Origin of the sequence: Agrococcus citreus (genome assembly GCF_039527715.1) — a bacterium.
Lineage (GTDB): Bacteria > Actinomycetota > Actinomycetes > Actinomycetales > Microbacteriaceae > Agrococcus > Agrococcus citreus.
This window is the reverse complement of sequence record NZ_BAAAKK010000005.1, coordinates 393695-407046: the sequence shown is the minus strand read 5'-3', so window position 1 is coordinate 407046 and position 13352 is coordinate 393695. Positions and strand designations below refer to the sequence as shown.

At 72.3% G+C, this 13352-nt stretch carries 14 protein-coding genes; 8 read left to right on the top strand and 6 right to left on the bottom strand.

Annotation, left to right across the window (positions count from 1 at the left end):
- The first annotated feature begins 64 nt into the window (after nucleotides 1-64).
- From ABD106_RS10780 to ABD106_RS10765, 4 genes are all read left to right on the top strand, one after another.
- Nucleotides 65-559 (top strand): DUF3817 domain-containing protein, encoded by a 495-nt coding sequence (locus tag ABD106_RS10780; RefSeq protein ID WP_343920226.1) that lies wholly within the window; start codon nucleotides 65-67, stop codon nucleotides 557-559.
- Between the two features lie 69 nt (nucleotides 560-628).
- Nucleotides 629-2914, top strand: coding sequence for a phosphoribosylformylglycinamidine synthase subunit PurL (purL, locus tag ABD106_RS10775; protein ID WP_343920224.1), 2286 nt, complete (start codon nucleotides 629-631; stop codon nucleotides 2912-2914).
- Between the two features lie 94 nt (nucleotides 2915-3008).
- On the top strand, nucleotides 3009-3491 hold the full coding sequence (locus ABD106_RS10770; protein ID WP_343920222.1) for an SRPBCC family protein: 483 nt from the start codon (nucleotides 3009-3011) through the stop codon (nucleotides 3489-3491).
- 52 nt (nucleotides 3492-3543) lie between these two features.
- Nucleotides 3544-4053, top strand: coding sequence for an NINE protein (locus ABD106_RS10765; protein WP_343920220.1), 510 nt, complete (start codon nucleotides 3544-3546; stop codon nucleotides 4051-4053).
- Here the strand turns inward: ABD106_RS10765 and ABD106_RS10760 are convergent, their stop codons facing one another.
- Both ABD106_RS10760 and ABD106_RS10755 read right to left on the bottom strand, forming a co-directional pair.
- Entirely contained in the window at nucleotides 4054-4344 is a 291-nt protein-coding gene (locus ABD106_RS10760; RefSeq protein WP_343920218.1) for a chorismate mutase, read from the bottom strand.
- Nucleotides 4341-4943, bottom strand: a complete 603-nt coding sequence (locus tag ABD106_RS10755) for a GNAT family N-acetyltransferase (protein ID WP_343920216.1) — start codon at nucleotides 4941-4943, stop codon at nucleotides 4341-4343. The genes ABD106_RS10760 and ABD106_RS10755 overlap by 4 nt, the downstream gene beginning before the upstream one ends.
- A gap of 73 nt (nucleotides 4944-5016) precedes the next feature.
- Between ABD106_RS10755 and ABD106_RS10750 the strand changes: the two genes are divergently transcribed.
- Nucleotides 5017-5643, top strand: a complete 627-nt coding sequence (locus ABD106_RS10750; RefSeq protein ID WP_343920214.1) for a maleylpyruvate isomerase N-terminal domain-containing protein — start codon at nucleotides 5017-5019, stop codon at nucleotides 5641-5643.
- Nucleotides 5644-5725: 82 nt separating this feature from the next.
- Nucleotides 5726-7072, top strand: coding sequence for an NADP-specific glutamate dehydrogenase (gene gdhA / locus ABD106_RS10745; RefSeq protein WP_343920212.1), 1347 nt, complete (start codon nucleotides 5726-5728; stop codon nucleotides 7070-7072).
- On the opposite strand, the gene ABD106_RS10740 is transcribed toward gdhA, so the two are convergent.
- Entirely contained in the window at nucleotides 7069-8598 is a 1530-nt protein-coding gene (locus ABD106_RS10740) for a glycosyltransferase family 2 protein (protein WP_343920210.1), read from the bottom strand. The two genes, gdhA and ABD106_RS10740, sit on opposite strands and share 4 nt — an antisense overlap.
- A 185-nt stretch (nucleotides 8599-8783) precedes the next feature.
- On the opposite strand from ABD106_RS10740, the gene ABD106_RS10735 reads away from it, so the two are divergent.
- Nucleotides 8784-9512: a DUF899 family protein gene (locus ABD106_RS10735; RefSeq protein ID WP_343920208.1), complete on the top strand. Its 729-nt coding sequence runs from the start codon at nucleotides 8784-8786 to the stop codon at nucleotides 9510-9512.
- A 76-nt stretch (nucleotides 9513-9588) separates the two neighbouring features.
- On the opposite strand, the gene ABD106_RS10730 is transcribed toward ABD106_RS10735, so the two are convergent.
- On the bottom strand, nucleotides 9589-10875 hold the full coding sequence (locus ABD106_RS10730) for an adenylosuccinate synthase (RefSeq protein ID WP_343920206.1): 1287 nt from the start codon (nucleotides 10873-10875) through the stop codon (nucleotides 9589-9591).
- A 408-nt stretch (nucleotides 10876-11283) separates the two neighbouring features.
- On the opposite strand from ABD106_RS10730, the gene ABD106_RS10725 reads away from it, so the two are divergent.
- Nucleotides 11284-11778, top strand: coding sequence for an FBP domain-containing protein (locus ABD106_RS10725; RefSeq protein WP_343920204.1), 495 nt, complete (start codon nucleotides 11284-11286; stop codon nucleotides 11776-11778).
- Nucleotides 11779-11894: 116 nt separating this feature from the next.
- Here ABD106_RS10725 and ABD106_RS10720 read toward each other — a convergent pair whose 3' ends face one another.
- Together ABD106_RS10720 and ABD106_RS10715 are read right to left on the bottom strand one after the other, a co-directional pair.
- Complete coding sequence (locus ABD106_RS10720; protein WP_343920202.1) at nucleotides 11895-12836, bottom strand: sugar kinase; 942 nt, start codon at nucleotides 12834-12836, stop codon at nucleotides 11895-11897.
- Nucleotides 12833-13352, bottom strand: a 520-nt coding sequence (locus ABD106_RS10715) for a bifunctional 4-hydroxy-2-oxoglutarate aldolase/2-dehydro-3-deoxy-phosphogluconate aldolase (protein ID WP_343920200.1), incomplete at its 5' end; no start/stop codon positions are given. The genes ABD106_RS10720 and ABD106_RS10715, both read right to left, overlap by 4 nt.

The following is a 13352-nucleotide window of genomic DNA, read 5'->3' as shown; positions in this document are numbered from 1 at the left end:
TCGCCGCGCGGGGATCCGTCGTCTTCGGGCGGCGCGTCTCCGGCGAGAGATGTAGACTGGCTACATGAGCGCGCACGCCACGTCGACCCCGACCGCCTTCGCCCCCAAGCGGGTCTACCGCTTCCTCGCGATCGCCGAAGCGGTCACCTGGACGCTCCTCATCATCGGCCTCATCGCGAAGTACGGCTTCCAGGTCGAGCCCCTCGTCGCAGTCGCCGGCTCGATCCACGGCTTCGTGTTCCTGAGCTACGGCGCGATGCAGATCGTCGTGGGCGTCAACCAGCGCTGGTCGATCGCGCGCATCCTCACCGGCATCCTCACCGCGATCGTCCCCTACGCGACCATCCCGTGGGAGCGGCGGCTCGCGCGGCGCGGCGCCCTCGACGGCGGCTGGCGCACCGAGGCGACCGACGATCCGCGCGACCGGACCGCGATCGATCGCCTCTTCCGCTGGGGCATCAGCCACCCCGTCCTGCTCGTCGTCGGCGCGCTCGTCGCCGTCGCGATCGTCTTCGTCGTGCTCGTGAACGCGGGACCGCCGACCGAGTGGTTCGACTGAGCAGCGCCGATCGGGCGCGGCCCGCTCGGTAGGATCGAGGGACCGCCGAGCTGAGCTCCGAGGAGAGTCGTGACCACTTCCACCCCGCGTGACACCGTCGACCGAGCAGCGGCGACGCCGGAGCGCGAGCAGCCGTTCGCTGCCCTCGGCCTGAAGCCCGACGAGTATGCGCGCATCCGCGACATCCTCGGCCGCCGCCCCACGAGCGCCGAGCTCGCCATGTACTCGGTCATGTGGAGCGAGCACTGCTCCTACAAGTCGTCGAAGACGCACCTGCGCACCTTCGGGCAGAAGGTGACGCCCGAGATGCAGGAGCGCCTCATGGTGGGCATGGGGCAGAACGCCGGCGTGCTCGACGTGGGCGAGGGCTGGGCCGTCACGTTCAAGATCGAGAGCCACAACCACCCCTCGTTCGTCGAGCCCTTCCAGGGCGCCGCGACCGGCGTCGGCGGCATCGTGCGCGACATCATCTCGATGGGTGCGCGACCGGTCGCGGTCATGGATGCGCTGCGCTTCGGCCACGAGGACCACCCCGACACCGCTCGCGTCGTCCACGGCGTCGTCGGCGGCATCTCCTTCTACGGCAACTGCCTCGGGCTGCCCAACATCGGCGGCGAGACCGTCTTCGACGCCGTCTACCAGGGCAATCCGCTCGTGAACGCGCTCGCCGTCGGCGTGCTGCGCCACGAGGACCTGCACCTCGCGAACGCCACGGGCGTCGGCAACAAGGTCGTGCTGTTCGGCGCCCGCACGGGCGGCGACGGCATCGGCGGCGCATCGATCCTCGCCTCCGAGTCGTTCGACGACGAGGGGCCCGCCAAGCGGCCCGCCGTGCAGGTGGGCGACCCGTTCGCCGAGAAGGTGCTCATCGAGTGCTGCCTCGAGCTGTACGCGGCGGGCGTCGTCGAGGGCATCCAGGACCTCGGCGCGGCCGGCATCTCGTGCGCCACGAGCGAGCTCGCGGCGAACGGCGAGTCGGGCATGAAGGTCGAGCTCGACCACGTGCTGCTGCGCGACCCGACGCTCACGGCTGAGGAGATCCTCATGTCGGAGTCGCAGGAGCGCATGATGGCGATCGTCGACCCGGCGAAGCTCGACGAGTTCCTGCGCATCACCGCGAAGTGGGACGTCGAGACGAGCGTGCTCGGCGAGGTCACCGGCGACGGCCGGCTCGTCATCACGCACTCGGGCGACACGATCGTCGACGTCGACCCGAAGACGGTCGCGATCGACTCCCCCGTCTACGACCGGCCGATGGCGCGCCCCGACTGGCAGGACGCCCTGCAGGCCGACAGCGCCTCGACGCTGCCGCGCGTCACGGGCGAGGCGCTCGGCGACCAGCTGCTCGCGCTCGCCGGCTCGGCCAACCTGGCCGACGCATCCTGGATCACCGACCAGTACGACGACTACGTGCTCGGCAACACCGCGCTCTCGACGCCCGACGACGCCGGCATGGTGCGCATCGACGAGGAGTCGGGGCTCGGCTTCGCCGTCGCGGTCGACGCGAACGGACGCTACTGCCAGCTCGACCCGCGGGAGGGCGCGAAGCTCGCGCTCGCCGAGGCCTACCGCAACGTCGCCGTCTCGGGCGCGACGCCGATCGGCGTGAGCGACTGCCTCAACTTCGGCAACCCCGAGATCCCGGCCGTCATGTGGCAGTTCGCCGAGGCGGTCGACGGACTCGCCGACGGCTGCGTCGAGCTCGGCATCCCCGTGACCGGCGGCAACGTCTCGTTCTACAACCAGACGGGCGAGACGCAGATCCACCCGACGCCGGTCGTGGGCGTGCTCGGCATCATCGACGACGTCGACCGCCGACTGCCCTCGGGCTGGCAGGACGACGGCCAGGCGCTCTTCCTGCTCGGCACGACGCGCGACGAGCTCGACGGCTCGGCATGGGCGGGCGCCGTGCACGACCACCTCGGCGGCCTGCCGCCCAAGGTCGACCTCTCGGCCGAGCAGCGGCTCGCGGGCCTCATGCACGGCATCGCGTTCGAGGGGCTCGCCACGTCGGCGCACGACCTCTCGGAGGGCGGCCTCGGCATGGCGGTCGTCGAGAGCGCGCTGCGCTTCGGCATCGGCGCGCGCATCTGGCTCTCGGGGCTGACGGAGCGCGACGGCGTCGACGAGACCGCCGCGCTCTTCTCCGAGTCGGGCGCTCGCGCGCTCGTCGCCGTCGCCCGCGAGGACGAGGTCAAGTTCACCGGCATGTGCGAGGCGCGCGGCGTGCCCGTGCTCCGCATCGGCGTGACGGATGCGACGAGCGGCCTCGTCGACATCCAGGACGTCGCGAGCATCCCGCTCGCCGACCTCCGCGCCGCGAACCGCGCGCCCATCCGCTCCCGCTTCGCCTGACGCAGGGACTCTCGACCGGGTACTTGGTATCGCGAGGGGAGAGTGCCCTCGCGCGACCAGCTACTCGGTTGAGCAGCACCCCTAGGCTTCAGGCATGAGCGACATCAGCATGACCCTCGAGCGGTCGATCGCCGCGTCGCCCGAGGCCGTGTGGCGGGTGCTCACCGATCTCGAGGCCGCGCCCGAGATCCTGTCGGGCGTCGCGCGCATCGAGCGGCTCGCGGGCGTCGGCTACGCGATCGGCACGCGCTGGCGCGAGACCCGCACGATGATGGGCCGCGAGGAGACCGAGGAGATGGAGGTCGTCGGCATCGACGAGGGCCGCTCCACGATGATCGCCGCCGAGGCGCGCGGCATGGCCTACCGCACCGAGTTCACGCTCGAGACCACCACGACCGACGACGGCACGACCGGCACGCTGCTGCGGATGCGCTTCGGCGGCTCCCTGCTGTCGCCCTCGTGGGTGCAGCGCGTCATGGCGAAGCTCACGGCGCCGCTCGGGATGGCCATGACGCGCAGGATCATGCAGCAGGATCTCGACGACATCGCGACCGCGGCGGAGCGTCGACTCGACTGAAGATCTGCTCAGCCCGCAATCAATGAGCGATCCTCGACCCTATGCTGGCGCGATGACGATCCAGCAGCTCCCGTCACCCGGCTGGTACGACGACGCCCGCGGCCACCGCAGGTGGTGGGACGGTCGGCAGTGGAGCGCTGCGGCGACACCGACCGGCCCGCTGGACATCGCCCCGCCCATCTCCGCTCCGACCCCGACGTCGCGGCTCGACCCCCGCATGATGCGCGACACCACGCTGCCGTCGGCCGTGGTGCACCACCACGTCGTCCACGCCCCCGCGAAGGAGCTGTCGGTCGCGTACCTGCTCCTGCTCTTCCTCGGCACGCTCGGCGCGCACCGCTTCTACCTCGGCCGCAACGGCTCCGCGGCCGCCATGCTGTCGCTCACCATCGTCGGCACGCTCACCACGATGGTGCTCGTGGGCTTCCTGCTGCTCGCAGCCGTCGCGGTCTGGTGGGTCGTCGACCTGTTCGTCACGCCCGGCATGGTCCGCGACGAGAATCGGCGCGCATCGCTGCGCTCCGGCGCACCCGGCTACGAGCGCGGCTGGCCGCGGCCGTAGCTACTCGCCGCCCGCGATCCGCTCGTGGTGATGGATGACCTCCGCGATCACGAAGGTGATGAACTTCTCGGCGAACTCGGGGTCGAGCTCGGCGTCCTCCGCGAGCCTCCGCAGGCGCGCGATCTGCGTCGCCTCACGGCTCGGGTCGGACGGCGGCATCCCGTGCCGCGCCTTGAGCTCGCCGACGGCTTGCGTGAGCTTGAACCGCTCCGCGAGCGTGTGGATGAGGACCGCATCGACGTTGTCGATCGAGCGCCGCAGGCGCTGCAGCTGTTCGTCGGGCGTGCTCATGCCTCCAGCCTAGGTCCCCGCGCGTCGAGCCGCGCCTCGAGGCCGCGCCGCACGGCCGGCCACTCGGGCTCGATGATCGAGTAGACGACGACGTCGCGCAGCGTGCCCTTGGAGTACTGGTGGCTGCGGAGCACGCCGTCCTGCTTCGCGCCGAGCCGCTCGATCGCGTCGCGCGACTGCCGGTTGTGCCACGAGGTGCGGAACTCCACCGCCGGGCAGCCGAGGTCGTCGAATGCGCGCGCGAGCATGAGCAGCTTGATCGCCGGGTTGATGCCGCTCCCCTGCGCCGAGACGGCCATCCAGGTCGAGCCGATCTCGACCCGCGGCGTCTCGGCGTCGATGTTCATGTACGTCGTCATGCCGACCGCGCGGCCGCCCGCGACGATCGCCCACGGCACCATCGCGCCGTCGGCGTGCAGGGCGAGCCGGCGGTCGATCTCAGCGCCCACCGCATCCGGCTCGGGCACCGACGTGTACCAGGCGCGTCGCCACAGGTCGCCCTCGGCCGCCGCGAGGGCGAGCGCGGGTGCATGGTCGTGCGACAGCGGCTCGAGGCTGACGAGCGGATGCGACAGGACGGGCAGGTCGAGGAGGCTCACGCGCCCATTCTGTCGCGACCGCATCCGCGCGCACGACGTTGTCGACGGTCTCGGCGCGTGCGAGCATGCCCGCATGCCCGTGCACTTCCCGACCGCCGCATCCGACCTCGCGGGCCTCGTCGCGCTCGTGCCGCGCGATCGGCTCGACGGGCCGGGGCTCGGCGAGTGGACGCTGCGCGAGCTCATCGGCCACACGACCCGCGCGATCTCGACCGTGACGGCATACCTCGAGCTGCCGGAGCCGCCCGCAGCGACGGTGCACTCCGCCTCGGAGTACCTCGAGGTCGTGCTGCGGCAGCGCGGCGACGACGAGGCGATCCTCCTGCGCGGGCGCGCGGCCGGCGCCGAACTCGGCGACGACCTCGTCTCGGAGGTGGAAGCGCTCGGGATCGAGGCCGCGGCTGCGGTCGACGCCGCCGGCCCCGACCGCCTCGTCACCGTGGGCAGCGGACCCGAACCGGTCGCGATGCGACTCGACGAGTACCTGCGCACGCGCGTCTTCGAGCTCACCGTGCACGGCATCAACATCGCCGACGCCGCGGGAGTCGCGTGGGCGCCGGCGCCCGCCCACGTGCTCGACGCGCTGCACCTGGCCGCCGCCAACGCATCCGCCCGCGGCATGGGCGTGGAGGCGCTGCGCTCGCTCACCGGTCGGCGCCCCGAGACGGGTCTCGACGGGGTCATGCGGGCCGGTCGCTGACGCCCGCGAGCGGGTGCCGAGAGGGGCGGAACGCGCCCCGGCGTAGACTGGACCCCTATCTGACAGCCTTGGAAGGTCGCTCGTGAAGCAGCTCCACCCCCATCTGGCCCCCGTCTTCGACGAGGTGCTGCACCGCAATCCCGGCGAGTCGGAGTTCCACCAGGCCGTCTTCGAAGTGCTCGAGAGCCTCGGCCCGGTGGTGACGAAGCGGCCCGACTACGTCGACGCCGCGATCCTCCGCCGCATCGTCGAGCCCGAGCGCCAGATCATCTTCCGCGTGCCGTGGGTCGACGACGACAGCAACGTGCAGATCAACCGCGGCTTCCGCGTGCAGTTCAACTCGGCGCTGGGCCCGTTCAAGGGCGGCCTGCGCTTCCACCCGAGCGTCTACCTCGGCATCGTGAAGTTCCTCGGCTTCGAGCAGATCTTCAAGAACTCGCTCACCGGCATGCCGATCGGCGGCGGCAAGGGCGGCAGCGACTTCGACCCGAAGGGCAAGTCCGACGCCGAGGTCATGCGCTTCTGCCAGTCGTTCATGACCGAGCTCTCGAGCCACATCGGCCAGTACACCGATGTACCGGCGGGCGACATCGGCGTCGGCGGCCGCGAGCTCGGCTACCTCTTCGGCCAGTACAAGCGGCTCACGAACGCGTACGAGTCGGGCGTGCTGACGGGCAAGGGCCTCACGTGGGGCGGCTCGCAGGTGCGCAAGGAGGCGACCGGCTACGGCACGATCTACTTCCTCGACGAGGTGCTGCACGCGCGCGGCGAGAGCTTCGAGGGCAAGCGCGTCGTCGTCTCGGGCTCGGGCAACGTCGCGATCTACGCGATCGAGAAGGTGCAGCAGCTCGGCGGCACCGTCGTCGCGTGCAGCGACTCCTCGGGCTACATCGTCGACGAGGCGGGCATCGACGTCGAGCTGCTGCGCGACATCAAGGAGGTGCGCCGCGGTCGCATCGACGAGTACGTCGAGCGTCGCCCCGGCGCCTCGTTCACCGCCGAGGGCTCGATCTGGTCGGTGCCGTGCGACATCGCGGTGCCGTGCGCGACGCAGAACGAGCTCGACGAGGACCACGCGACGACGCTCGCGGCCAACGGCTGCACGCTCGTCGGCGAGGGCGCGAACATGCCGGCGACGCAGGGCGCCGTGCGGGTGTTCGCGAGCGCGGGCGTGACGTTCGCGCCGGGCAAGGCCGTGAACGCCGGCGGCGTCGCGACGAGCGCGCTCGAGATGCAGCAGAACGCGTCGCGCGACTCGTGGACGTTCGAGCACACCGACGAGCGCCTCGAGGACATCATGAAGGGCATCCACGACCGCTGCGCCGAGACGGCGGAGGAGTACGGTCGCCCCGGCGACTACGTCGCGGGAGCGAACATCGCGGGCTTCAACCGCGTCGCCGACGCGATGCTCGCGCTCGGGGTGATCTAACCCACCCGCTCCCCCACCGCATCCCGCCAGCCGAAGGCGAGCGCGGTCGCGGCGATCACCACGAACGGCGTCGCGATCTCGGGGCGCCCGGCCCACAGCACGGCGACGGCGAGCGCGAGCACGGCCACGACCACCTCGAGCGCGCGGCGGCGCACCACGACCGACGCCGTGGCCTCCGCGCGCTCCTTCGGCGTGATCCGGAACCGCGCACGGCCCGAGAGCGTCACCGCGACGACCGCGCGAGCCGCGACCACGCCGACGGATGCGTAGAGCATCGAGGCGCGGACGGCGAAGCCGAGCCCGGCGCGCAGCCCGCGCGAGCGGCAGCGGTGCAGCGCCTCGGGCAGCAGCGGCACGAGGCTCAGCACCGCGAGCGGCAGCCCGAGCTGCCACGGGAAGGCGGCGGCGCCGGTGACCGCCGCGACGACCGCATAGGCGAAGAGGGCGAGCGGCACGACCGCGGCGAGCACGGGGATGAGCAGCTCGAGCGCGAGGTCGACGCGGCGCAGCACGGTGAGCCGCGGGTCGAGCAGGCTGCCGCGCGATCGCACGAGCAGCTGCAGCGCGCCCTCGGCGAACTTGCCGAACTGCACGGCAAAGGCGGTGTGGTCGACCGGCGCATCCTCGAGCGAGACGAGCTCCGGGGCGGCCACCACCGCCCGCCCGCGGCGCTCGAGCTCGACGGTGAGCGCCGTGTCCTCCATGACGACCTCGGGGAAGCCGCCGACCTCGCGAAGCGCCGCCACGTCGAGCATCGCGCCGCGTCCGAAGAAGTCGACGAGCCCGAGCACGGCGCGCGCCGCGAGCTTCGTGTCGGCGTGGCGGGTGAAGAGCCCGGAGAAGTCGCGGGCGAACGACGTGTCTCCGCCGCGGGACCGGATGCGGCCCTGCACCACCGCGGCTTCCGGATGCGCGGCGAACCGTGCGAGCGCCGCGGCCACGAACTCCGGTCCGATCTCCTGATCGGCGTCGAGCACCACGACGTAGTCGACCTCGTCGGCGTGAGCCGCGAGCCACGCGTTCAGGTTCCCGGCCTTCGCGCCGGTGCGCGACGCGCGGTGGTGCACCTCGACGCCGTGCTCCGCAGCGAGTGCCTCGACGCGCGCGCGCACCTCGGGCTGCTGTGAGTCGTCGAGCACGACCGTCCTCGTGCCCGGATGCGTCTGGGCGGCGCTCCGCTGGATCACGTCGGCACGGAAGTCGTCGGCGGTCGGGTAGAGCAGCGCCACGCGGGCGTCCGAGGCGATTGGCGGCGGCACCGGTGCTGACCGCGGCCAGCGCGAGTGCGCGGCGGCGACGATGACCACTTGCCGCAGGCCCGAGAGCAGTGCGAGCCCGACGAGCGTCGCCGTGACGCCGAGGGCGATCCAGCCGACCGCGCCGGTCGGCGGCGCGAGCGCACCGAGCAGCAGGGCGGCACCGGCGGTGAGCGCGGCCCACGCGCTCACGAGCACCAGCATCGCGCCGACGTCGGGCAGCGCCGGTCGCGCTCGGCTCACCGCTCGCGTCGGGCTGATCCGTGTCACGAGCGCCTCCCTGGAGGCGCGGTGGGTGCGAGGCGCATGGACGGAGGCTAACCGCCGAGCCTGCGAGTGGGGTACAGGTTCTCTCAGCGAGAGCGGAGCGAGGCGCTCGGCGATCCGCCCGACCGCGTCGTGCGCCCGAGCAGTGGGCCTACCGCTCGCATGTGAACAGCGTTAACATCCTCGCCATGGTCACCATCGATGCATCCACCCCCGCCCCCGCGGTCGTCGACCGCGACACCTGGACGCGCGAGCGTACTCGGCTGCTCGACCGGGAGAAGGCGCACACCCGAGAGGGCGATGCGATCGCGGCCGCCCGGCGCCGGATGCCGATGACGGAGGTGCCGGACGTCGAACTGATCGGCGCAGGCGGTGCGACGACGCTGCTCGACGTGTTCGACGGCAGGTCGCAGCTCATCGTCTACAAGCACATGTGGCACGAGGGACAGCCGTTCGAGGGCCAGTGCGAGGGCTGCACCGCCTCGATCTGGGACTTCCACGACGCGTCGTACCTGCACGCCCGCGGCGTCTCGTTCGCCGTGCTGAGCCGCGGCCCATGGGCGGAGCTCGCGCCGTTCCGCGCGTTCATGGGCTACACGCATCCGTGGTTCTCGGTCGAGCACGTCGACGACCCGCTGCTCGGCGCCGAGACCGAGGGCGCGTACGTCGCGCTGCTGCGCCGCGGCGAGCAGGTGTTCGCGACGAACTGGATCACCGGGCGCGGCGTCGAGGTCGCGATGACGTCGCTGAGCCTGCTGGACATGACCGCCTACGGGCGGCAGGAGGAGTGGGAGGACTCCCCGGCCGGCTGGCCGCAGGACCCCACCTTCACCGGCTGGTCGCGCGACGGCCGTCCCGTGCCCCAGTGGAGCCGCCCGGGCGCGACGCGCGTCGATGCGTCCGCCCACCACCACTGACCTGATCCGGTCTCAGCGGGTGGTTGGTCGCGCGAGGGGATCATGCCCTCGCGCGACCGAGAGGCCGGTTGGGGACTCAGTCGATGAGGTCGTGCACCTGGATGATCGCCTCGCGGTCGGCGCCGACGCCGATCGCCGAGATGCGACTGCCGGAGCAGTCCTCGAGGAAGCGCACGTAGGCCTGCGCGTTCGCGGGCAGGTCGGAGAACTCGCGAGCGCCCGAGATGTCCTCGGTCCAGCCGGGCAGCTCCTCGTAGATCGGCTTCGCGTGATGGAAGTCGGACTGCGAGATGGGCATCTCGTCGAAGCGCTGGCCGTCGACGTCGTAGGCGACGCAGACGGGGATGCGCTCGATGCCGGTGAGCACGTCGAGCTTCGTGAGCACGATGTCGGTGAGGCCGTTCACGCGCGACGCGTAGCGCGTGATGAGCGTGTCGTTCCAGCCGCAGCGGCGCGGGCGGCCGGTGGTCGTGCCGAACTCGAAGCCGTTGCTGCGCAGCAGCTCGCCCCACTGGTCGAACAGCTCGGTCGGGAAGGGACCCGCGCCGACGCGCGTCGTGTACGCCTTCACGATGCCGATCACGCGATCGAGCCGCGCCGGAGCGACGCCCGAGCCGGCGGCCGCGCCCGCGGCGGTCGCGGTCGAGGAGGTGACGAACGGGTAGGTGCCGTGGTCGATGTCGAGCATCGTCGCCTGGCCGGCCTCGAACACGACCGTCTTGCCCGCATCCATCGCCTGCGACAGCTCGAGGCCGGTGTCGCCCACCATGGGGCGCAGCCGCTCGACGTAGGAGGTGAGGTCCTCGAAGATCTCGTCGACGGTCACGGCCCGACGGTTGTAGACCTTCGAGAGCATGTGGTTCTTGACGTCGAGCGCGCCCTCGATCTTCTGCCGCAGGATCGACTCGTCGAAGAGGTCCTGCACGCGGATGCCGACGCGGTTGATCTTGTCGGCATACGCCGGACCGATGCCGCGGCCGGTCGTGCCGATCGAGCGCTTGCCGAGGAATCGCTCCGTCACCTTGTCGAGCGTGCGGTGGTAGTCGGTGATGATGTGCGCGTTCGCGGAGATGCGCAGCTTCGACACGTCGACGCCACGGGCCGAGAGCGCAGTGAGCTCGTCGAACAGCACCTCGAGGTCGATGACGACGCCGTTGCCGATGACCGGCGTGACGCCCTCGGTGAGGATGCCGGAGGGCAGCAGGTGCAGCGCGTACTTCTCGTTGCCCACCACGACGGTGTGCCCGGCGTTGTTGCCGCCGTTGAACTTGACGACGTAGTCGGTGCGGGGGCCGAGCAGGTCGGTGGCCTTGCCCTTGCCCTCGTCGCCCCACTGGGCGCCGATGATGACGATTCCTGGCATGGGCCATCCCTTCGACGGGTTCGCGTACACCCCACCCTATCGAGCCGTCCCCCTCTCCGGTCCCGCCGACGGGGTGGTCATGACACGCCGCGTACGGGCCGCCGGGTGGTCACGACACGCCGCATCCACCCCGGCGCGCACGGCGTGTCGTGACCACCCCGCGAGCGCGGGCGCAGCTCCGGGTCGAGGCGTACCCTGGCCGCGTGAGCTTCGCAGCAGCGACGCCCTCGAGGCGTGAGGAGGTCGTCGGCGGCACCCCCGCCGGCGGCAGGTAGTCGCCGCGCCCGGCCCGCGCGCCCGCGCGACCCGGCACGCGGCACGGTGACCTCGGCCCGCTCGGGCCAGCGTCGCCGTGCCCTCTCCCTACCATCACCGGCCGATCAGCCGGCTCTCGAGAGGCGATCCTCCATGCTCCCCATCTCCGCCCAGGACCTCCGCGGTGCGTTCGTGAACGCGAGCCGCAAGGAGGTCTCCAGCATCACGCTCCCCGTCTGGTTCGACGACGCCGACTGGGATGCGCTCGACTACCTCGGCTGGCGCGATCCCACGATCGCGCGGCGCGCGTACGTCGTGGCCCCGACGCTCGACGGCGAGCTCGTCGGCGTGCTGCTGCGCCGCGCCGACACGGCGCCGCGTGCCCGCGCCCAGTGCTCGTGGTGCCAGGACGTGCGCCTGCCCAACGACGTCGTCTTCTACGGCGCCAAGCTCGCTGGCGCGGCCGGCCGCAACGGCAACACGATCGGCACGCTGCGGTGCGAGGACTTCGAGTGCTCGCGCAACGTGCGCCGGCTGCCGCCGCTCGCCTACGAGGGCTACGACCTCGAGGCGGCGCGGCTGCGTCGCATCGACGAGCTGCGTCTGCGCGCCGCGGGCTTCGCCGATGCGGTGATCCGCGACCGCTGACCTGACTCCTCCCGAACGAGGGTGGTCACGACACGCCGCATCCGGGCGGCTGGGTGGTCACGACACGCCGCACCGGCCAGCGCGCGGGCGGCGTGTCGTGACCACCCCGCGCGGGGTCAGCGCTGGACGGGGTCGCCGCCGTCGAGGAGCCGGGCGATGGCGGCGCGATCAGGGGCGGCCTCCCAGTCGCCGGGCGCCGTGCACGCGACCGCGCCGCACGCCGCCGCCGTACGCAGCCGCTCGGCGAGCGAGGCGCCCGCGAGCAGCTCGGCGAGATAGCCGGCCACGAAGGCGTCACCCGCGCCGACCGTGTCGACCGCCTGCACCGCGAACGCCGCCTGCTCGACCAGCTCGCCGTCCACGAGCGCGGTCGCGCCCTCCGAGCCGCGCTTGACGACGACCTGCGTCGGGCCGAGCGCGGCGATCGCCGCAACCTGCGCGTCGAGCTCCCGCTCGCCTGTCAGCAGCTCTGCCTCGTCCTCGCCCGCGAAGACGATGTTGGCGCGCGCCGCGAGCGCGCGATACGCGGGCACGGCGAGCTCGGGGCTCCACAGTCGCGAGCGGTGGTTGACGTCGAACGACACGAGCGTACCCGCCTCGCGGGCCGCATCGATCGCCGCATCGAGGGCCGAGCGCGGCAGGTCGCCGAGCGCCGCGGTGATGCCGGTGATGTGGAGCACGCGGGCGTCGCGGATGCGCTGCAGGTCGAGGTGCTCGGGCGCGAGTCGCGACCCGGCGCATCCCGCGCGGTAGTACGAGACGGCAGTGGCACCCGCGACGGGGCGCTCCTTGAGCATGAGCGCCGTCGGCGCTTCCGGGTCGCGCGTCGACGCGACGGCGACGCCCTCGGCGCGCATCTGCCGCTCGATGAGCCGGCCGAGCGCATCGTCGCCGATCCGGCCCATCCACGTGGCCGAGGTGCCGAGCCGAGCGAGCCCGATCGCGACGTTGCTCTCGGCGCCGCCGAAGCCCAGGTCCATCGACGGCACGAGCTCGAGCCGACCGATGCGCGAGGCGACGAGCAGGCCGAGCGACTCACCGAGCGCGACGACGCTCATCGGACGGCGTCCTGGATGGCGACGGCCTCGCGCGCCGCGGCCGCGATCGCGTCGGCGCCGGCGGCCACGCGCTCGGGCGAGGCGATCCACGAGCCGCTCGCGGCGAAGACCGCGGGGTGCCCGAGGTAGTCGGCGAGGTTCGAGGCCGAGACGCCGCCGCTCGGCATGAAGCGCACGTCGGGGAAGACGGGCGCGAGCGCGCCGATGAGGCCGAGCCCGCCCGCGACGCCGGCGGGGAAGAGCTTGAGCCGGTCGAGCCCCAGGCGCAGGCCGCGCTGCACCTCGCTCGCCGTCTGCACGCCGGGGAGCGCCGGCACGCCGGCCGCGAGCGCCGCCTCGACGACCTCGTCGTCCAGCCCGGGCGAGACGATGAAGGATGCGCCGGCGTCGAGCGCGCGCCGCAGCTGCTCGCTGTCGAGCACGGTGCCAGCGCCGACGAGCACGTCGCCGCGCGCGGCGATCCGCTCGATCGCGGCCATGCCGAACGCGTTGCGCAGCGTCACCTCGAGCACGGGC